Below are 20710 nucleotides of genomic sequence, written 5' to 3' on the forward strand. Positions count from 1 at the left end.
TCCTTTGTCCTTACTCAAGGACTGGTTTTTAATTCAAACCGAGGATACGCTCATTTTTCTTCATCCACAACTTTTGATAATATCTCATTACAAAGACCAGATAATCTATAATATTAAATAATAGTAATATGTGGCAAAAAGCGGTTTCTATCAGAGGTCATAAACATTCCCGCCGATACACCCCTTACCGACGGGAACATTTATTAATCGAGTACCGAGAGTGTTTCTTATCGCAGCCACCAGAACAAATCAATGATCAATGCGAAAGGTAGCATCGTGATCACCTCCATATTCCTGTTTGTGCTAAGTTCCCGGTTTCATTTCCAGCTATCGGAAATCACGTTCAAAACTTTAGCTGCATTATTTGTGCCTGAAGGGTAATAGCTTCCCGGATGAAGGCGGGAGACATTCTAAATATTTGAAAGAGGGGCAGTTAATGCAATACAGCATTTATCGCAAAAGATCGAGAACTATCTCTGTCATATTGAATCGACAGGCATGTGGTATCTATTTTGCCGACCGGCGGAGGATAATCGTGCAATATATACAGCAATAATGTCGTCATTGGCGTTATGAATATAATAATTGCGGTATATACTATGTAATAAGTCTATATTTAATAAACAAGGTGGGTCATTTGGTCACACCTGCCGTATTGTTCCTCTTTAAAACAACGGCTGTCATATCATCCTTGAAAATGCCGACGCCGAATATCCTCTCCATCTCATACAATCTGTCGATTATTTGATCTGCTGTTCTGTCAGCGTTTTCACGAAGGAGCGAAGTAAGCCTCTCTTCTCCGAAATAATCGCCTTTTGAGTTTTCCTGGTCTATCACTCCGTCTGAATATATAACAAGAAGGTCTCCGGGAAGAAGTTTCACAACACCTTCGTTAAAATACGAATCAGGGTCCACACCTACCAGAGGTCCACCTCTTTTAAGTTGTTCGACCCGTCCGTCATCATGAACAAGGATAGGGGGGAAAGATCCCCCGTTTGAATAATACAGAATCCCCTCGGTATCATCATATTTGGCGTAGAAAAAAGTGGCGAATTTACTCTCTTCGCTTCTTCTGTACAGAGACCTGTTAAGGGCATTGAGAAGGTCGGCGGGGGACCTTTCCAGCGTCGCTTCCGACCTGAACGAAGCCTGCAGGGTCGTCATAAGCAGTGAAGCGGGGATACCTTTGCCTGAAACGTCAGCAACCGCTATACCTATTACACCTGATCCGAATTCGACGAAATCATAAAAATCTCCGCCAACTTCCCGGCTGTTCAACAACCTGCCTGAAACTGTACTGTTTACCATATCCGGCGCTTTCTCGGGTAACAGTCTTTTCTGTATCTCGCTGGCAAGCTGGACTTCCTTGTCAAGCTTGTCTTTTTCAAGTGAAGCCTTGATCAAGAATGTGTGCCTTATTGCCGCTGAACATCTCTCACCGATCAATTCGAGTATCTCGGAATCTGTATGATTATATGGATTACCCGACTCCTTTTTCCCCAGGATGACAAACCCAAGCATCTCATTCTGCTCGATCAGAGGAAGGATCACCGCAACCTTGAGGATGGAGAGAAGTTCGATCGATATCCTGTCAAGATTGTTCTTGATCCAGAGCCGGTCATAATATTCCACCATTACGGGACGTCGTTTATTTTCCGATATTCTGATGATCTCGATACCACTTGGAAATGTAGTCAGGAGTATATGTTTTTCTCCAGGCGAGCTGTGCCTGTGGATGAAATTATCACTGTTGTCCTTCAGAAAAATATGGATATGTTCGGGAGCGAACAGGTCCTTCAGTTCCGATACCACGAATTCCGATATCTCCTGCATTGAAGCAATGAACTGTATCTTTCGCGAAAAATCTATCACTTTCTCCCTGAAGATCTTCCGGTCTTTCATGAATAATCTGTCAGAAAGTCTTTGAATACCTGTCCTCGCGAGAAAAAAAACAACGCCGGCGAGCAAAAGAGAAACCGATATCGTGGTATATCGCCCATTTGGTGAAAAAACGGAGAATTTGGTGCCGATCGATTTCGCGATAAAATAAAAGAACCCCGTAAGAAAAACAGGAAGAATCACATATGCCAGACCGGCCTTGAAAACGAGGCTTATGTCAAAGGCATCATGTTTGAGGATCGCGTAAGCGAAAGATATCGATATGAAGGAGAGGAATACCATTGAAATATAATCGAACGGCAGGTTCAGCGAAGGAGCGAATTGCCTCAGGACTATCACTATCGTTACAGGTACAGTCCCGATTATCAAGCCAAGAGTCGCTATCCTGAACTTGATTCGCTGGATGCTGTCAGATGTCACATATGTGCGGATAAACATCGCTACTCCGGTGATCATGTAAAGGACCCAGTATAGCGAGGCTATGCTGTTTGAAGCGAGCAAGAGGGCCGGGCTGATTTCTGATGTGTAATTGATCAGGGCCAGAATAAAAAATGAAACGAAAATGAGGAAAGGGAGGATATAGAGGACCCTGGTCAACTGGGATCGCCTCGATCCATAGTGAATATCCTTCCCTGGAAAGATAAGAAAAAAATGCAGGAAAAAAGCAGGCAGAAAGGCGAAAATGCCGTCGTAAAAAAGCTCTCCGATGACATGAAGCACCGGGGCCTGCACGGCTGGCCTTTCAGTCAACAAAAAGGAGAATATAAGACAGTTTACGCTGAATAGTCTCCCAAGGATATCGTTGCGCCGTAAAACAAGATACAACGCGACCAGAATGAATGTAAAGGCGACGAATGACAGCACTATCTTTCGAATAACCCAGTAACTCGGCTGATCTATGTATTCTATCCTGGCATTAAAGAGTGAGTCACCTCTCGAAATCGTGTATATCTGAGGTGCATGAGTATTATTGGAGAAGGTCAGGTATTTAAAATGAATGATATTTCTGACACGGATCCCGTCTACCGCCATTATGCGGTCCCCCCTGAGAAGACCCGATTTCTTCGCGGGGCTGTCCTTGTCGTACTTCAGGAATGTAAGATTGTTATGCCTGATGCCGTGATAAGGGGATTTCGAAAAATGTTCCAGACCTGAGAAATTCAAGAGAGTGATCACGACAGCAATCGCAATTATCGCGGGCCTGAGAAACCTGGCCACCTGAGCCCTCCCTTGAAGTCTGAAACTCCAGTTGATTTTCACAGATGGCTGTCGTAATGTCAATTCAAAACATCGATTCGGGGGTGGTAACCAATTCGGTATAATTACCTTGAATTTAAACCCCACAAGATGTTAATTATGGCTAAAGGAGGTAAGCAGAATTGGTACATAACAAGTTAACGAAACATGATTTGAAAGAAGACGGGTTTGTGACATTCGTCCTCGGCGCCTGGGAGTACGTAAGGGAAAATCAGAATAAATTCTTTATCGGACTTATCGCGCTTATCGTGGTTGTCGCGTCGAGCATCTGGGTGAGTAATTCCAGGAAGCAGGCAAATGAGCAGGCACAGATCCAGTTTTCAGAAGCGGTCACATCCTTCCGAAACGGTCAGATCAAAAGCGCGGAAGAGCTTTTCAGGATCGTGGATGAAAGGTTCAGCAACACGAGGGAGGGCGTCTTTTCAGCCTATTTCGCTGGCAAATGCGCTCTTATCGATGGCAGAAACACCGAAGCTGTGGAACTGTTCGGGAAATACCTTAAGAAGGCTGATAAATACCCGTTTTTCAGAGAAGCCGCCATGGATGGGATGGCAACTGCCTATTCAAATGAAAGAAATTACGATATGGCTGCCGGCGTATATACCGATCTTATCAAAAGGATAGGAGAGGGCTCTTTTGAAGAAAAGGTATACCTTAGAAAAGCGGCAGACTCGATGAAAATGGCGGGCAGGAATACGGAAGCGATCGGAATGCTTGAACGTCTGCTCAAGATCTCGACAGGGATCGAGCGCCGGGATATCCAGATAGAACTCGATTTCCTTCGAGGATAGGATATTATGAACGATCTTGAATCAAACAGTTTTAAAGATGGAACAGGCTCCGTTCCCACAGACAGGGCAAGGTGGATTTCCGCGATAAGCTATGTGACTTTTTTCTGCTTTCTTTCGTTGTGGAAATCAAAGAATGATCCTTTCGTGAAATATCATGCTCGACAGGGTTTCTTGCTTCTGCTGGCAGAATGTATTATTTTGATCCTGGCAGTCATACTTGACCTGACGATAGGGAGACTGAGATTTGTCGGAGTGCTTATCGTCGGACTCGTTCAGCTCGTTGCGGGGCTTGGAGCGCTGACTTTATCAGTTCTCGGGTTTGTAAAAGCCCTTTTCGGTGAGTACTGGGATCTTCCGCTTCTGGGAGAATACAGGGAAAAGATCCCGGGATTACACAAGGACGACAACTAGATTTTTCTTGACACGATGTGATCCCCGTTTTAACCTTCGGCAGTTTTAAAGGAAAAAAAAGACAGGAAAACAGGCTGGGAGAGTTTAACTGGTTCACAAGGAGGGTCCGGAATGAAAAAACTGGCAATGTTTCTTTTAGTGATGCTTATCGCGGCAACCGGTATCAACGCGCACGAAGGTTCGTTGGGATTGTTCACTTCTTCATCAGCAGATGACTGCGATATGGCCGTTCCACCTTTTTCGCCGACAAATATCTGGCTTATGTATATCAGAAGTGATAGCGGCCCGGACGGAATCACCGGCGCCGAGTTCAAAGCGGAACTGAGTACGGCTCAGGTCCAGTGGCTGACACCTACCTGGGCGGCCGGCACGATGATCATTGGGGACCCTGCCACAGGCATCGGAATCGTATTCAACGACGGTTGCACCGGACAGGGAAGTCCGACTGTATATATCGGAACTCTCCAGATCATGAGTGTTGGAGCTCCGGCTGGATGGACGATGCACATAGTTCCGAGTCCGGAAGCCCAGGACCCAAGCAGTATCTGGGTTAGCCGCTGTGACGCCAATAAAACGATTCATCCAGTACTTGGCGGATGGTTCCACGATGGTGAAGGCAACTGTAACGTCGAAGCGGAATCAAAGACTTGGGGCGCGATAAAGAATATGTATAACAACTGATAGAGGGAAGAGAGAAAACCCGCATATTTTTTTATATGCGGGTTTTTAATGTCCTGAATTAATGTCGCATAATATATATTATGTTAACCAATGGATATTGATTTTTTCTCGCGTCGTTTATCTTTTTGAATATCATCGTGTTACAATTATCAGACCGCTACTATATTGACCAGCTTGCCTGGTACATTTATGATCTTGTTTATCTTCATCCCTTCCAGAAGATTCCTGATCTTTTCATCTTCCAGGGCAAGCTTTTCAATATCTTCCTGGGATATATCCTTTTTGACTTCGATCTTTGATCTGATCTTGCCGTTGATCTGCACGACAAGAGTAAAACTCTCAGATACCAGGTACTTTTCGTCCGCTTCAGGGAGTTTTTCCGCGAATACAGTCTTTTTATTTCCTATTCTTTCCCAGATCTCCTCGCACATGTGCGGCGCCATCGGAGCAAGCAGGATCAGTATCTTCTTCATTGAATACTGGAGCAGGTTTCTAGAACTTTCCTTTCCAGAGATGAAATCATCGTTATTTTCAATGTATAGATAGAGGATGTTGGTCAGTTCCATAAGGGCGCTTATAGCCGTGTTAAAATGGAAATTACCATCAAGGATGTCATGTCTAACACGATCTATGGTCCATTGTGTCTTTCTATAGACTTCCAGATCGTCCCCAGCCAGATTTTCAGGGTGATCGATTTTGATGCCGGGACCAGGTTCAAAACAATCCTGGAAACGATCATACAGTCTCCAGACCCTGTTTATGAACCTGTAGGCACCCTCGACTGATCGGTCGTTCCATTCAGCGTCCTTTTCAGGAGGCCCTATAAAGAGCGTATAGAGCCTTACGGTGTCGGCGCCGTACTTCTCTATCAAAGGCTTCGGATCGACAGTATTCATGGCACTTTTGGACATTTTGGCGCCATGCCTCGTTATCATACCCTGTGTAAAAAGATTCTTGAATGGTTCGTCGAAATCAAGAAGCCCTTTTTCCTTCAGGAATTTCACTATAAATCTCGAATACAGCAGATGAAGGATCGCGTGCTCGATCCCCCCGATATACTGATCGACCGGAAGCCATTTGTTGACCTTTTCTCTGTCGAAAGGCTTCGTATCGTCGTCTGGAGAGAGATATCTCAGGAAATACCAGCTCGAATCGACAAAAGTATCCATTGTGTCGGTATCGCGCCTGGCCTGTTCGCCGCACCTTGGACATTTAGTATTGACGAACTCCTCAGAAGCAGCCAGCGGTGATTTCCCATCTGATCTCGGCATAAAATCGACATCTTCAGGAAGCAGGACAGGCAGATCTTCTTCAGGAACGGGGACAACTCCGCATTTCGGGCAATGGATCATCGGAATCGGCGCTCCCCAGTACCTCTGCCTGGATATCAGCCAGTCTTTCAACCGGTAATGGACCGTATCCCAGGCGAGACCTTTCTCCGACAGATATCCCGTTATTTTATCAATAGCATCGCGATTATCCATCCCGTCGAACGAACCTGAGTTGATTATTACCCCGTCTTCCGTGTAAGCCCTGTCGAGCACGTCAGGTATATCATCTTCCAGAGGTTTTATCACCTGCAGAACGGGTATTTTTATCGATGATTCACGTACGAATTCAAAATCCCTCTGGTCGTGCGCAGGAACTCCCATTATCACGCCTGTCCCGTAATCCATGAGAACGTAACTTGCCAGAAATACGGGGACCCTCTCCCCCGTGGCGGGATTGATGGCGTAGCATCCCGTAAAGAACCCCTCTTTCGTGTTCTCGGTCTTCTCCCTTTCCATCAACCTCAGCTGTTTTACATGTTCTATGAATTTCAACCCATCCTGTTCCCTGAATCCTTTTTTTATCAGATCTCCGGCCAGCGGATGATCGACAGCCATTACTATAAAAGTCGCGCCATAAATCGTGTCTATTCTCGTTGTAAAACAGTTGAGGACTTCATCTGAATCGGCAAGCTTGAAAGATACCTCCACACCTTCGCTGCGCCCTATCCAGTTCTTCTGCATCGTGCGGACGCGTTCGGGCCAGTTGTCAAGTTTTTCAAGGTCGTTCAAAAGCTTGTCCGCGTAGACTGTTATGCGGAAAAACCACTGCTTGAGTTTCCTGCCCTCTATATCCGATTTGCATCTTTCACACTGCCCGCCGACCACCTGCTCATTGGCAAGGACAGTCATGCAGGATGGGCACCAGTTGACCGTCGCCTCTTCCTGGTAAGCAAGGTTAGATTCGAAGAGTTGAAGAAACAGCCACTGTGTCCATCTGTAGTAATCGGGCCGGCATGAAGCTACTTCCCTCGACCAGTCGTAGACAACACCCCATTTCTGGAACTGGGCCTTCATATTTGCTATGTTACCTTCAGTCCATTTTGAAGGTTGAATCCTGTTTTTGATAGCGGCATTTTCCGCTGGAAGCCCGAAAGAGTCCCATCCCATCGGTGCAAGGACATTGACTCCTTCCATCATCTTTATCCTAGCGAGAGCATCGCCTATGATATAGTTCCTGCCGTGCCCCACGTGAAGATTGCCCGATGGATAAGGAAACATCATCAGGCAGTAGTACTTTTTGTCTGTGGAATCCAGGTCGCACAGGAACAGTTCTTTCCAGCGCTGCTGCCATTTTCTCTCGACTTCATCAAATGGAAATATCTCCTGCATCAATCAACATCCTTGAAGTTTTTCATATCTACAAGCAGGTGATAATCATCACCCGCGATATCGATTTCGGTATTCACACCCCTGTCACTGAAGTAATCCTTCAACGCTTCGACCGCATCGCTGAAGGAAACGATGATCCTCAACATCCCACTCTGCCTTCCTGATATATTTTTTTTTACAAGAAGCAGGGCAGCGGGTGCCTTGAGACCTCGAGCTACTATTTTATTCTCTTTCCCATCAGTCATTTTGAAGCAATCCCCCACTTTTCGTCAGCCATGACCGGCAATCCCCCCGGCACCCATAACCTGTTCATCAGAAGATATACACTGTTCATTTCACTCTCAAGCGGTTTCAGCAAGAGATCTCAATTTTCCTTCAAGAGTCTCTCTCGTTATTGAACCCACCGCATGATCCACTATCTCTCCATTCCTGAAAAAAAGAAGCATCGGAATACTTCTTACCGAATATTTCGACGCCGTCCTGTTGCTTTCATTAACATCGACCTTGTAAAACGATACCTTACTTCCATATTCCGATGCCATTTCATTCAAGACCACATCCAGTTCCCTGCAGGGCGCGCACCATGTCGCCCAAAAATCCACAACAGCCGGCGTTCCGGGGTCTATTACCTTGTCTTCGAAATCATTATCGGAGACTTTGACCATCTTTACATCTGTCGCCATTTTGTTTTTTTCCTCCTTCGGGTATCGAAAAGAGACGAAATATCTCACATCCGGTAAGGTGGGTCTTCGATACCGTCTATACGGATCCCTCTTATCGAATGAATAAAGACGCTTTCGAGTAAAATTTCTTCAGGATAAGATATGCTTTTCATCATCACCTCGGCCAACCTTAGATTCTCAAGCCACACGAGTATTTTTCTTGTCCCGAGTTTATCAGCTTTGTCACCCAGTCTTTTATAGTAATATCCTCCTTTGCCCGAGTGGCCTGCTTTTATTTTCAAAAGAGTCAAAAAATGCCTGATCAGGAGATAGATTACAACAGATGGCCTTTCAACGCCAGAGTTCAATATCGAAGACAGTATTTCGATCGGCCTGTTCCCTTGCGACAATCCCGCGCAATCAAGTAATTCATCAATCGCGTTGAGCCTGTAACGGCCGACTACGCTGGCAAGCTCATGCTCGGATATTTTCCCCTTTTCATATACAAGGGAGAGTTTGTCAAGTTCGTTCTGGATATTATAAAGGTCTTCCCCGACACTTCCTATAAGCGCTCCGGCGGTCTTACTGTCCATCTCCAAACCGGATCTTTCAGCTCTGCGTTTTACATATTCCCGCAGATCGTTTACATAAAGAAAGTCGAACTGGATTATCTCTCCGTTTTTTTTTATTGCCGCCTCGAGGTATGAATAATCTTTCGGATGCCGTAAGCGCCTTCCTGATTCGTCATGAGAATCACAGAGAAAGACCATAACACTGGATGGGACGGGATTATTTGCGTATGAGATTATCTCTTTCCACTTTCCCTTGAGCTTGTGGAGTTCCTTGAGGATAAGGACTCTCCTTTCGCCAAGGAAGGGAAATGAATTGGCTGTCGATATAAATCGCTCAATATCGACTTCGCCGCCATACTCGATATCCAGATTAAAACTGTCGCTCTCTCCACCTGTTATCTTTTCTACAAGGCGCGAAGTGAACTCTTCCATAATATAGCGTTCCTGGCCTCTGAACAGATAGACAGGCGAGATCTTTTTCTTTTCCATCCTGGAAAATAAATTTTTGTAATAAGCAATATTTGTGCGCATTATTTCTACCAGTCTTCGACAGTCGACGACAATATCGACTCGACTATATCCCTGTACACATCCTCAAGAGCTTTTTCATAAGTCTGCTCCGAAGCGGTCTCAAGATAATAGTCGCCGTGCGCGGAGATATTTTTGTCCTGCCAGATATAGGAATTGTTTTTTTTGTCAAAAAGAGACGCCTTCAACCTTACAGTCAACCTGTATTGTTCGGCCTGTATGTCTGTTCCGCTTTCAGAAAAAGTATATGGCACGTTCCTGTATTCCTGAATCCGCGCCTCCAGTATCCCATCGGCATCCTGGTCCGATACGACCTTCAGCGTGTTGTCGTTTACGATCCCGTCTATTATCTTCTGAGTTATCTCAATTTCTATATCAGGTTCGGAAGTCTCGTTCACGAGATATGGGATCGCGATCTTCTTGATATCACCCGGTGTCCTGCTGGTTGTCCGATAGATCCCGCATGCGGAACAAACAAGTCCGCAAGCGATCACCGCTGAAACAAGAACATTCCTTTTCAAGATTCTCCCTCCGGTATCAATTGTTTTCCAGATCAAAATTCTTCAGTCGGTATCTCAACTTGTCTCTGTTCAACTGTAGCAGCCGTGACGCCTTGCTCTGATTATTGTCAGATTCGTTCATCGCTTTAGATATCAGTTCCTTCTCGATATTCTTCATCAATTCCTCGAAAGGAATACCGTTTTCGGGATAAGGCCGCCCGAGAGCTATCCCGATGTTGTTCGCTATGGTGAATTCCCTGTCCGACAGGCTTTCCGTGATCATGCTGCCGGGAAGATGTTCTCTCTTCAGAACAATGTCATCTTCAAGAAGAACGATTCTTTCTATTACATTCTTCAGTTCCCTGATATTGCCTGGCCATTTGTAAGACATGAGTATTTCGAAAGCCTCATCGTCTATATCCTGGAAATTTTTCTTGAACTGCTTGTTGTACCTGTTCAGGAAATGTTTAACCAGCAGGAAAATATCTTCTTTTCTGTCCCTGAGCGCAGGTATATCTATCGGAATGACCTTCAACCTGTAAAAAAGATCCTCCCTGAAAGTCCTGTTTTCCACTTCCAGGGCAAGGTCCCTGTTTGTCGCTGAGATTATGCGTACGCTAACATTTATATCCTTCGTCCCTCCAACCCTGCGAAACGACATCTTCTCAAGGACCCTGAGAAGTTTTACCTGTATTGTGAGGCTCATTTCTCCGATTTCGTCGAGAAAGAGCGTGCCTTTGTTAGCAAGTTCAAGCAGTCCCGTCTTCTGTATCTTGGCATCGGTAAAAGCCCCTTTCTCATGCCCGAAAAGCTCACTCTCCAGAAGCTCTTCAGGCAGGGAAGCGCAGTTTATCTCCAGGAACGGCTTGTCATGTCTCGGACTGTTCTTGTGGATCATGTTTGCGATTATTTCCTTGCCCGTGCCACTCTCTCCCTGTATGAGGACAGTGGTCGTATCGCTTTTCGCGACAGCCTTGACAATCTCGTAGATCTCCTTCATCTTCGGCGATTCTCCAGGTACATATTGATCGTCAAAATCTGTTTTCAGTCTTCTTCTAAGCTGAAAAAGCTCTCTTGTCAATTTCTGCGAATTCAATCCTTTCTCGATAGTCAGGAGTAACTGTTCGAGATTTACCGGTTTGCTGACAAAATCAAAAGCGCCTTTCTTGATGGCTTTAACGGCTATTTCGATATCCCCGAAAGCGGTAAGCATGATAACGCAGATGTCCGGGAGTTCTTCTTTTATCCGTGCAAGCACCTCTATCCCGTTTATATCTGGCAGCTTAAGATCGAGAAGTATAAGATCGGGTAGTTCTCTTCTGGCCAGTTCAAGAGCTTCATTTCCCGTCGCGGCTGTTAGAGATTCATATCCCTCGTCAGTTATAGTCTTCTCCAGAAACATTCGGATTGTATCTTCATCATCAACCAGAAGCACTACCGGTTTCAACTTTTCCTCCCTTAGATGGCCGGTTAACGGGAAGATAGACTCTGAATACTGTTCCCTTCCCCGGTTCAGATAAAACGCTGATCCTGCCCTGATGGTGGTGGATTATGCTGTGTGTCACGAAGAGTCCAAGGCCGGTTCCCGCTGATTTGTTTGAAAAAAACGGTTCAAAAATCTTGTTCTTGTCCTTTTTGGATATCCCCTGTCCGTCATCCTCTACCTCTATACATATCATCTCCTTGAATTTTTCTTTAAGCACGTCAGGGTCGCCACCCGTGTATACCCTCGACCTCACTACTATGTTGCCTTCGTCGGAGACTGCCTCGGCGGCGTTCTTGATGAGATTTATAAGTACCTGAGTGATCTGATCGGCATCGACCTCTATCCCATCAGGGCCATCTTCCATCTCGATATTGAAATTAATATTTTTCGAGGCCATCTCCTCATTGAGGCTCCTGTAGCTTCTTTCTATAAGATCTTTCACCTTGATCTCCTGGTAAAGGAGATCTCTCGGTCTGGCCACTTTGAAAAGATCGGTTATTATTCTGTTAAGTCTCTCCACCTCATTCAAGATAAAAGAGATGTTTTCCATCTGGTCCTCAGATAGCCCGCCTTTTCTCTGAAGATACTGGATCCCCGCGCCTATCCCGGTCAGTGGATTTCTGATCTCATGAGCTATCGCCGAGGTGAACCTTCCGAGCAGGGCAAGCTTGTCAAGGTGCCTGATAGCTTCTTCCATCCTTCTTACTTCGCTCAGATCTGTAAAAAGAATTATTGCTCCCTGCACTTCTCCTTCATTTCCGTACATCTGCGATACGTTTATCCTTAAAGGTATATGCGTTCCGTCAGATCTCTTAAGAAACGTCTCATAAAATATCGACGGCATTTCCTCCTTTATGAGATCTATGATACCGGTATCGCTCTCCTTTCCCTTCCCGCTTAAAATCAGCGTGTCAATCGTCATTTTTCTTACTTTGTCTTCGTCATATCCGCACATTTCCAACGCGCTCCGGTTGGCCAGAGTGATATTGCCTTCCATGTCCGTAACGAAGAGTCCATGCTGCATCGATTCGAGTATCTTTTCCCTGAATATCTCCTCCTGCCTTAATTCATGGTAAAGAAGCCAGTTTTCGATATTGGAAGCCACAAGCGAACCTACCGTCTCTATTGTGACCTGATCGATATTGGTAAGCGGAGATCCCCTGAATCCGTCGGTGACTATGACCGCTCCCATCACCTTGTTCTCATCACATGAAATACAATCGCTGGATCCCATATAATGGCGCTCGTCAGCTTCGCTGTCTTCCGTTTCCTTGCCGCTTAAACAGCACCCGGTGTCCGAACAACAATTTTTCCTTTCGGCAGTCATAACAAGAGGTACGCATATATATGAAGTCATGGTAGTCTCGGGAAAAAGAGTCTCGTGCCCCGACTTCAGCATTTTATGCATCGAAACATCTTTTATCAGCATCGATTTTCCAGAGACGAGGGTCTTCAGGAGAACGCCGTCGATATCATCTATTCCAAGATTTATGATCCTCCTGAAAACCCTGCTGGCGTTCTCCACGCAGACTATCGCTTGAAAGCATTCCTTGTTTTTCCTGAGCAATAGAAAAGCCGTCTCCCTGTACCCTACTCCATGGATAAGATAATCGAAAACCGAATCTATCAGCTTTCGTTCATCCATCGAACTGATGATATTCCTTCCTATCTCCTTGAGGCTCAAGAGCTGGATATTCTTTTCGACCAGCTTAAAAAGCGATCTTTCGAGATCCCTGAAAAGAGTAAGTATCAGTTTGTAGAATACGTCACCATCATCATCCTTGATCTTTTCTTCAATGATCAATCCTTCGCTGCGAAGATTTGTCAGCCTTTTCTGTATTTCTTCGATCTTGCTCTTGTGTACGATCCTCTCGTGAATGACCATCACGGCCGCGATCAGCAATCCGGAAGGAATCACGATAAGGGCATGAATATTCAGCTGGAATGCTGAAATAATCAGCAGGCTATAAATAAGTGCAAGCAGTATAAGACTTTGTATTCTCAGCATATAATCACCACCGGACCAGTGTAATGCTGAAATTCCCACAGGTCAAGCTATTCCATTGTTTTTGGTAGGATTGTCAAGAGCGGTCACGGGGCTAACGAAAGCTAGCAGGCGCCTTTACCGGTCACGACTACACTCACAGTCTTTAGAAGGATCCGAAGCTCATGAAGAAGCGAGAACTGGGAAATATATTTCAGGTCATAAAACAATTTCCTCTTCATCATGTCGAGTGTCTGAGTGTAACCATCTTCAACCTGGGCGAGGCCGGTTATTCCAGGTTTCACCCTGTGCCGTAGAGTGAACTCCGGTACTTCCTGGCGGATTCTGTTTATGAAAAAAGACCTTTCCGGTCTGGGACCTATTATGCTCATCTCGCCTTTAAGGACGTTGACGAATTGCGGGATCTCATCGATTCTCGTCTTCCTCAAAAAGAGTCCGACCCTGGTTATCCGGGGATCATTCTCCTGTGCCAGTACGGGACCGGAATCTTCCGCCTGCCTGCACATCGTCCTGAGCTTGTAAATAAAGAACGGTTTGCCCGCGTGTGTATTCTTCCTTCTGTCCGTGCTCTGGCGGCGTTCTGTCCCATATCCGCTGTTGTAGGAATTTCTTCTATCAATACGGCGCTTGTTAAGGCCTATTCTTTCCTGCCGGTAAAATACAGGGCCCCTCGATTCAAGTTTTATCAGGATCCCCGCGATTATCAGTAAGGGGGAAAGCAGCATTATCGCGAAAGCCGAAAATATGATGTCAAAAATTCTTTTGATCTTTACAGATATACCTTTTAATTCTTTTTCAGAATGAGAGACGATTTCGCTGAGAATCGATATCTCGTCTTTCAAAGGATCGAGACTGGGCTGGTATCCAAAATCTCCTGTTGTATTCTTTTTCAGCGCTGTCTTGTTGAAAATAACCAATTCTTTTTCTTCCCTTGTTTAGTCAATCTGATGCGGTCCGGCCGCAGCTGCACATATTTTTTGGTAATTAACGCAAGTACTATTCCACTTATAAAGTTAATTTATTTGTCAACCGAAAATGCTTTATATGATTGTCGTAACACACTATTATATATCACGTTATAAAATACCATATTGACGGATAAAAAGTATTCGTTAAAAATCGTTCTTTTTTAAACAGCTATTATTGTGGATTATTCCCCAGGTAATAGACTTTACTGGGTGATATTACTCATTCAGACCGGTTTTGTCAAGAAGATAATTAGAAGGTAGATTCCTCGTTGCTCCTTGAATATCTGCCGCCCTTATCGTACACAAAGACTCTGTAGTAATATATATCTGTCACAGTGTTAATTCCAATATCGTCATACCATCCTAATTCCTGAACATCGAGTGTGGTTACAAGATCTGAATTTTCCGTCACTCCCGGAGAGGTAGACCTGTAAATCCTGTATTCCAAAAAATCGGTATTCTGATTGATGCTCCATGTCAGGGTCAGGCGGTCGTCGCCGATCGCCGAAAGAGTGTCGAGATATACTGATGAGGGGTAATCGTCCAGTGTCGACATCATCCTCTCGTTGCTTCCAGCTATATCCTCCAGATCATTCACCACGAAGATCCGATAGTAGTATGAAGTCGCTTCCTTCAGGTCTCCGTCCGGATAACTTGTCTGGGCCCGGTTGTCGAGCCCGCGGACGAAATATTCGGGTAGAGCTTCGACATCCGGATCAGTACTCCTGTATATCCTGTAGGCTAGAAAATCAGGTTCAGTCGATTCCACCCATTTGATTGTTATGCTGCTTGTGGTTGAATCGATCGGAGCAAGCAGTACGACCGCCGGTGGAGGATCGGTAAAAGAGATTCTCTGCGAAGATTCTTTGACCATCGCGCTATTTCCAGCTTTATCGATGAATCTGCCGGCGACACCGAGATCCTTGCCCCTTATGCTTGATGGAAAAGTGAAATCGAGTTCGTAAGATCCGTCCGAAGCAATGGGATCCCCTCCCTTTCCATCATCCTTAAGGACAATAGCCTCTGAATAATTCTCTAGCTCGATCCATGCTTCACCCCCCGTTTCCTGGCCTTCTGTACGAAGGGAAAGCCTTACTCCTGACCCCAGTGGGTATTTTTCAAGATCAGGATCTATTTCTACCGAAGAAATAGAGGCATACGTATCGAGTGTTATATTTTTCGAGACGATCGGTGAATTTGTACCGTTGTCATTCTGGAATCTCGCGTATACTGTCTTTTCAGAATCACCAGGTTCGATCTCCCATCCAGTAGTCGTCGCGAATGTCTCCCAGACGGCCTCTGAAAGGTCGGGATCGTTTGATATCTTCATCAGGACGCAGGATACCGGCGCTGTAAGTGACAATATGACATCGGTGCTGTTTGTGAATCTATCTCCGTTGTTGATCCTTATCGAATAGATCGACGGTATCGCGTGGATTGTTTCCGCGCGGCCGCCTTCCAATCCCGAGTTGTTCACGGCGGCAACAGTATAGTAATACTCCTGTCCGTTCCTCACGCTATTATCAAGATAAGTAAGCGCCGCGGTGTTGGCCACAAGTCCAAGAGTCCCATAATAACCGGTCATCCTGTAGATGTTATATGAGGACGCGTCTGCTACAGATTCCCAGGTCAGGATGATCTCGCCATCACCGACATCGGCGTTTAACCCGCCGGGAATTCCAAGTTCCGATCCGGGAGGATCGATATCAACTTCTTTTACGTCATCGAAACAGCCGGATACGGAAATAAGAAGGATCAGCACGAACATTATTCCATAATCGAGTTTTCGCATCAAGGCAACCTCCATCGATCAGAATCTCAGCACCAGAGCCGCGCCCGAGGGACCGAGTTCAAGACCAAGGTCAGAAGAATAATCCTTGTTATCAGTCGTAAAAAATGTGTCTATTATATTTAGACCCCAAAGACCTGCAAGCACCATATACGAGATATTTCTGTCTTTCCTCGCGTCCTCAAGCCTGTCCCACGATCTTGCAGCCCTGCTTCGGCAGAACTCCCTCTCTTCGAGAGAAACGGCGTCATTATAATCCCTGATATCGAGATCATATCGAACTGTTTTTTCCTCGTAATTGTTCAACCTGTCAAGGGAATAGAACCCTGCGGCGGCTGTCAATCCGGAGAACAATATACATCTCGTCTTTTTTCCCTGATAGAACTGCCCTCTTCCAGGACAGACCAGGGAGTGAATAAAAGCTTTTTTTCTGTTTGCTGGCGTTCCTCTGATCTCGACTATACTTCCACCAGCTTCCGATCTGCATCCAGGCGATCTGTTAAAAAGAACCGGATCCAAAAGCTGATACCCGTACATAGCCGCCGCGACGATGAGGATCCTTTTTCTGTGATCGTTCTGAACATTGAGATACAAGGTCGATGAGTATAGTTCCTCTCCGGCTTTAATACGTTCTTCGTACGTCAAGGCTGATTCGTAAGAATTCTTTATCGATTCATAGCCGTCGTGAAGATCGTCATATTCGGATTCCTGCTTCAAAAAATATCCGGCGGTAAATGCGAGAATGGAAATATCGGTCCAGCCAGAAGCAGATCTTCCTGAAGATATCGCCCCCCAACCAGGAATAAGGGCATTTTTAAGGATCGTCGAAGCAATCTTCCCATCGATATCAGGGTTCCCATTACGATCGAGGGAAAATACGCCTCTGCGTCTTTCTATACCTGGACCTTCGATCTCCATCTCCCATTTCTCCCTCACCGGAATATCACAAATAGTGAGCGGAAGTACTCCGTTAATGGAATAACCCCTTTTCAGTCTCAGATGAATCTGATCGTCTTTACTGGAGAAGTGGACACAGAGAGAATCGCTTTCCTGGCATCTGGCCATGCCTGTTCCCGTTACGAGGGATGCGATAGTCACAGAGACAGAGATAAAAAGCGTCAGATTTAGTGAAATCCCGCTGAAAGGCCGGTTCTCTTTTCCTTGCGTTAGTGTCATCACTCTTTCTCATCCTCCGTGTACCCGTAATAGTGGTAATCGTAATAATAAGGAAGGACTTCTGAAGCGTTGTTGACTACGACACCGAGCAGATTGGCATTTGCGTCCAACAGTATGTCTCTTGCCCTTATGGCTACGTTCCTTGGCGTCATCCCGGCCAGAAGAACCATTATTACACCATCCACGACGCTGGAGATCAACATGGGATCGCTGACAGGTATTATAGGAGCACTGTCGACTATGACAATGTCGTAATAGAATTTCATCTTCTCGAAGATCTCTGACATGATCTCACCCTCAAAAAGATGCGCGGGTGATTTTACCATTCGCCCCGCCGGAATTACCTTTAGATTTTCCCGTTTTGTATCTTTTACGGCATCGACGGGGTCGATTTTCCCTTCAAGGCATTCGAGCAGCCCGGGTTCCTTCGGAACATTGAAAATCTGATGAAGGCGTGGCCTTCTCAGATCGGCATCGACTATGAGAGACTTTTTGTTTCTGAATCTTGCCACTGTCAGGGCAAGATGGGAAGCAACAGTGCTTTTTCCTTCCCCCCTGTTCGCGCTTGTGACAAGATAACTTCGCTTTTTCGTTTTCCCATCAATGTGCCTGACGTTGGAATATAGCCTTCTCATCTCCGTCGCTATGGGGCTTTCCTGATCGAAAACATCGTAGATTGTCGGCGTCTCTTTTTTCCCCAAGATCTACCCTCCGTCCCTGTTCACGTTCAGTTCGACTTTGATGTTGTTGCTGTCGAGGGCTTTCGCGTACATGAACATCGCGCCGCTGATTAGCCCAATAAACACAACGAGGACGATCGACCAGATCACGATCATTCTACCTCTTTTTTTCTTTTCCCACGAGAACCTGGCGATCGTTTTCGGGACTGTTCCCAGCACAGAGAGTTTCAATACTTTTTCGACCTCATCGACAGACCTGAAAGAGTCGTCGATGTACTCTGTAACTAGGATCGCGCCTATTCCGCACGCTATTCCGAAGATTACCGACATAAGGATGATCCTGATCTTGTCAGGTTCGACTGGGGAAAAAGGTTTTTCAGCTTTTTCAATAATGCTTATATTATCGCCAAGATTAGTACTCTGGACTGCCTCCGTGATCTGCGTAGATGTCTTCGATTCAAGGAACGCCTGATAGACCGCCCTGTTTGTCTCTATCTCGTTGTTGAGCCTGACTACATCTCTTTCCAGCTGCGGCCTTTTCGTAAGATTCTGCCTGTGCCTTTCTATATATCCCTGAAGTTTCCTTATCCGGGACTGAAAATGTTCGAGAACATATCTCTGGTAATAATATTCCGTGATCAGGGGGCGGTATTCGGCAGAGAAATTGGAATATTCAGCCTGTATGATCTCCGAGATCCGGTTTCTCAGCTCTATCCACAAGGCGTCAGAACCATCATCGAACCCCGGTTGTTCATCGACGCCCCTGATTATTGCGAGAAATCGTTCATCGCTCTTGGCGGATATCTGGTTTTCGATGATCCCGAGGGTCTCATCGGCGCCGACCTTGTCGGTAGACGGTACAAGGCCAAATATATTGCTTAACCTGCTTCTTATCCTTTTCAGCGTAAGGTTGCTTCTTTCTTCCTCCGATAAAAGAGTGGTCTTCCTCGCTTCCGCCAGATGGAGGTTTGCGCTGTTGATTGGATTGGATTCGATATCAGTCGAGGCCAACTCCTTTCTGACCCTGGCGAGTTCTTTTTCAGATGCTTCCATTTTTTCCTTGTATATCGCTATCTGTTCGTTACTGAAAGCACCGGCCTGCCTTAATCCTTGAAGTTTCGATTCCTGGGTGATCTGAATATATTTCTCAGTCACCTTGTTTGACAGGATATAAGCACTGTTCGGATCAGCATCCGAAACGCTTATCATGTAGAATCCCGGGACGGAGCTTTTCACGACGATCTTGTCTCTCAGCATCCCTATCAGTCTCTTCATGACCAGCTCATCAACAGAATACTCCGATTCAGGACTTATCGAATTCTCAACCGCCATCCTGATACCGGGAGACCATTGAAGGTTAAGGTCCCTTATGACTGCTTCGAGAAAATTCGTACTCAGCAACCGGGTCTCCATGACAGACCTGAACTGTCTGTCCCTCGCTCTCTGGTTTTCCTCGAACGTCTGCAGGTACTGGCCCATCGTCTGGGAGAGCACATTTCTCTGTTCCAGTGAGACTACCGTACTCGCCTCATAGACCGGCGTAAGATATCTTACTCCAACGAATGACACTATCATGGAAAGGACTACCGGAATGATCAGGAAAAACTTTTTTCTCTGAAAGATCTTCCAGTAAACCGACAGGTCGATCTTGTTCTCTTCCTCTTTAGGGAGTGTCTGCCTGATATTTTCCAACCTGAATCCTTCCTACCTGTTCAAAATAGCGATCAACGTAGCTGTACCGGTTATCAGTCCTATCAGATACCTGGGATCTGTTACCAGTACTTTAACAAAGTTTTGATCTCGCGGAATATTCACCGTATCGTCAGGAAGTATCCTCGGATTATGACGTGAATCCCCGTTCTCCAGGTATTCGCCGAAATCGACCTGGATAGTGATCACTCTGCCATCAGGTTTATTTCTTATTATTGTGACCTTCCCGAGATCGGCATTTGACCCGGGTCCCCCAGCGGCAAGGATCGCGTCAGTAAGCGTTTTTTCACCAGTGATCTTGTAAGGCCCGGGCCGGACAACGCTCCCGATGACCCTTACAGATCCGTCACCGGTGTACTGAATGCTGATGGCCGGGATAATTATGGTATCTCCCGGTTTCAATCTCGGCAGGGAATCGAAGTTCCCATTCTCAATGACTTGCTGAAGGTTTACTATCAGGGTCCGTCTTCCTTCTTTTTCCGCACGGATGATCCTGACCGTCTCAAGGGAAGCTGCCGCCGTTGCCCCTCCCGCTTCGCGTACCGCCTCCCAAACGTCAGGATTCGATTTAAACTCGTATTTTCCCGGATTAAGTACTTCTCCGTGCACATAGATGAGTCGCCTCGATTCTTCTCCGACGAGAGTCACAGATATCCTAAGGACACTCGGGTATATTTCCTGAAGGCGCGCAAGTATCATCGATTCGACTTCCGGAACTGTCAATCCTGAAACTTCCATTTCTCCGATGACCGGAATAGAGATCCTTCCATTTGAGTCGATTTCAAGGCGCCGGCCAAGGCCGGGCCTGCCTGGTACATCAAGATCAAGCCTGTCGCCTTCCTGCAGCCTTATTTCCTGCGACGACACTGAAAGCGGAAAAAGCAGCAGTATTATCGCAGCCAGTACTCCGAAATATTGAATCCTGTTTTTGATTT

General features: G+C 45.9%; 17 protein-coding genes. 3 read left to right on the forward strand and 14 right to left on the reverse strand.

Annotated features, from left to right (window positions below; genetic code table 11):
- Positions 1-633: 633 nt before the first annotated feature.
- Complete coding sequence (locus tag JW814_07195) at positions 634-3117, reverse strand: SpoIIE family protein phosphatase (GenBank protein MBN2071228.1); 2484 nt, start codon at positions 3115-3117, stop codon at positions 634-636.
- Between the two features lie 161 nt (positions 3118-3278).
- Here JW814_07195 and JW814_07200 point away from each other — a divergent pair, with 161 nt between their 5' ends.
- The 3 genes from JW814_07200 (at position 3279) to JW814_07210 (ending at position 5039) form a co-directional block, all read left to right on the forward strand.
- The gene (locus tag JW814_07200) at positions 3279-3947 is read left to right on the forward strand and encodes a hypothetical protein (GenBank protein MBN2071229.1); all 669 of its coding nucleotides are present in this window, start codon (positions 3279-3281) and stop codon (positions 3945-3947) included.
- A 6-nt stretch (positions 3948-3953) separates the two neighbouring features.
- Complete coding sequence (locus tag JW814_07205) at positions 3954-4358, forward strand: hypothetical protein (protein MBN2071230.1); 405 nt, start codon at positions 3954-3956, stop codon at positions 4356-4358.
- A 111-nt stretch (positions 4359-4469) separates the two neighbouring features.
- Positions 4470-5039 (forward strand): hypothetical protein, encoded by a 570-nt coding sequence (locus JW814_07210; GenBank protein MBN2071231.1) that lies wholly within the window; start codon positions 4470-4472, stop codon positions 5037-5039.
- Positions 5040-5188: 149 nt separating this feature from the next.
- On the opposite strand, the gene JW814_07215 is transcribed toward JW814_07210, so the two are convergent.
- The 13 genes from JW814_07215 to JW814_07275 all read right to left on the reverse strand — a co-directional run bounded on the left by JW814_07215 (position 5189) and on the right by JW814_07275 (position 20642).
- Positions 5189-7699: a leucine--tRNA ligase gene (locus JW814_07215; GenBank protein MBN2071232.1), complete on the reverse strand. Its 2511-nt coding sequence runs from the start codon at positions 7697-7699 to the stop codon at positions 5189-5191.
- Positions 7699-7944 carry a hypothetical protein gene (locus JW814_07220; GenBank protein ID MBN2071233.1) on the reverse strand — a complete coding sequence of 82 codons (246 nt, stop codon included), beginning with the start codon at positions 7942-7944 and terminating at the stop codon, positions 7699-7701. The genes JW814_07215 and JW814_07220 overlap by 1 nt, the downstream gene beginning before the upstream one ends.
- Positions 7945-8040: 96 nt before the next feature.
- On the reverse strand, positions 8041-8382 hold the full coding sequence (gene trxA / locus JW814_07225) for a thioredoxin (GenBank protein ID MBN2071234.1): 342 nt from the start codon (positions 8380-8382) through the stop codon (positions 8041-8043).
- Positions 8383-8426: 44 nt separating this feature from the next.
- On the reverse strand, positions 8427-9464 hold the full coding sequence (gene holA, locus JW814_07230) for a DNA polymerase III subunit delta (protein MBN2071235.1): 1038 nt from the start codon (positions 9462-9464) through the stop codon (positions 8427-8429).
- Positions 9465-9469: 5 nt separating this feature from the next.
- Positions 9470-9982 (reverse strand): LptE family protein, encoded by a 513-nt coding sequence (locus JW814_07235; GenBank protein ID MBN2071236.1) that lies wholly within the window; start codon positions 9980-9982, stop codon positions 9470-9472.
- Positions 9983-9998: 16 nt separating this feature from the next.
- Positions 9999-11408, reverse strand: coding sequence for a sigma-54-dependent Fis family transcriptional regulator (locus tag JW814_07240; protein ID MBN2071237.1), 1410 nt, complete (start codon positions 11406-11408; stop codon positions 9999-10001).
- Positions 11383-13455 (reverse strand): PAS domain S-box protein, encoded by a 2073-nt coding sequence (locus JW814_07245; GenBank protein MBN2071238.1) that lies wholly within the window; start codon positions 13453-13455, stop codon positions 11383-11385. Before JW814_07245 ends, JW814_07240 begins: the two co-directional genes overlap by 26 nt.
- 101 nt (positions 13456-13556) lie before the next feature.
- On the reverse strand, positions 13557-14369 hold the full coding sequence (locus tag JW814_07250; GenBank protein MBN2071239.1) for a sugar transferase: 813 nt from the start codon (positions 14367-14369) through the stop codon (positions 13557-13559).
- Positions 14370-14670: 301 nt separating this feature from the next.
- Positions 14671-16212 (reverse strand): hypothetical protein, encoded by a 1542-nt coding sequence (locus JW814_07255; protein ID MBN2071240.1) that lies wholly within the window; start codon positions 16210-16212, stop codon positions 14671-14673.
- A gap of 18 nt (positions 16213-16230) precedes the next feature.
- A complete protein-coding gene (locus JW814_07260; GenBank protein MBN2071241.1) occupies positions 16231-17385 on the reverse strand; it encodes a hypothetical protein in 1155 nt (384 codons plus the stop codon).
- Entirely contained in the window at positions 17385-18086 is a 702-nt protein-coding gene (locus tag JW814_07265) for a CpsD/CapB family tyrosine-protein kinase (GenBank protein MBN2071242.1), read from the reverse strand. Before JW814_07265 ends, JW814_07260 begins: the two co-directional genes overlap by 1 nt.
- A 3-nt stretch (positions 18087-18089) precedes the next feature.
- Positions 18090-19757 carry a hypothetical protein gene (locus JW814_07270; protein ID MBN2071243.1) on the reverse strand — a complete coding sequence of 556 codons (1668 nt, stop codon included), beginning with the start codon at positions 19755-19757 and terminating at the stop codon, positions 18090-18092.
- Between the two features lie 12 nt (positions 19758-19769).
- Positions 19770-20642, reverse strand: coding sequence for an SLBB domain-containing protein (locus JW814_07275; protein MBN2071244.1), 873 nt, complete (start codon positions 20640-20642; stop codon positions 19770-19772).
- Positions 20643-20710: the final 68 nt, after the last annotated feature.

This window comes from Candidatus Krumholzibacteriota bacterium, assembly GCA_016932415.1.
Taxonomy (GTDB): domain Bacteria; phylum Krumholzibacteriota; class Krumholzibacteriia; order Krumholzibacteriales; family Krumholzibacteriaceae; genus Krumholzibacterium.

Excerpts from the sequence above, each read along its gene's own strand:
- JW814_07205 (MBN2071230.1), top strand. The coding sequence starts at position 3,954 with ATGAACGATCTTGAATCAAACAGTTTTAAAGATGGAACAGGCTCCGTT.
- JW814_07210 (MBN2071231.1), top strand. The coding sequence starts at position 4,470 with ATGAAAAAACTGGCAATGTTTCTTTTAGTGATGCTTATCGCGGCAACC.
- JW814_07215 (MBN2071232.1), bottom strand. The coding sequence starts at position 7,699 with ATGCAGGAGATATTTCCATTTGATGAAGTCGAGAGAAAATGGCAGCAG.
- JW814_07220 (MBN2071233.1), bottom strand. The coding sequence starts at position 7,944 with ATGACTGATGGGAAAGAGAATAAAATAGTAGCTCGAGGTCTCAAGGCA.
- trxA (MBN2071234.1), bottom strand. The coding sequence starts at position 8,382 with ATGGCGACAGATGTAAAGATGGTCAAAGTCTCCGATAATGATTTCGAA.
- holA (MBN2071235.1), bottom strand. The coding sequence starts at position 9,464 with ATGCGCACAAATATTGCTTATTACAAAAATTTATTTTCCAGGATGGAA.
- JW814_07245 (MBN2071238.1), bottom strand. The coding sequence starts at position 13,455 with ATGCTGAGAATACAAAGTCTTATACTGCTTGCACTTATTTATAGCCTG.
- JW814_07255 (MBN2071240.1), bottom strand. The coding sequence starts at position 16,212 with ATGCGAAAACTCGATTATGGAATAATGTTCGTGCTGATCCTTCTTATT.
- JW814_07260 (MBN2071241.1), bottom strand. The coding sequence starts at position 17,385 with ATGACACTAACGCAAGGAAAAGAGAACCGGCCTTTCAGCGGGATTTCA.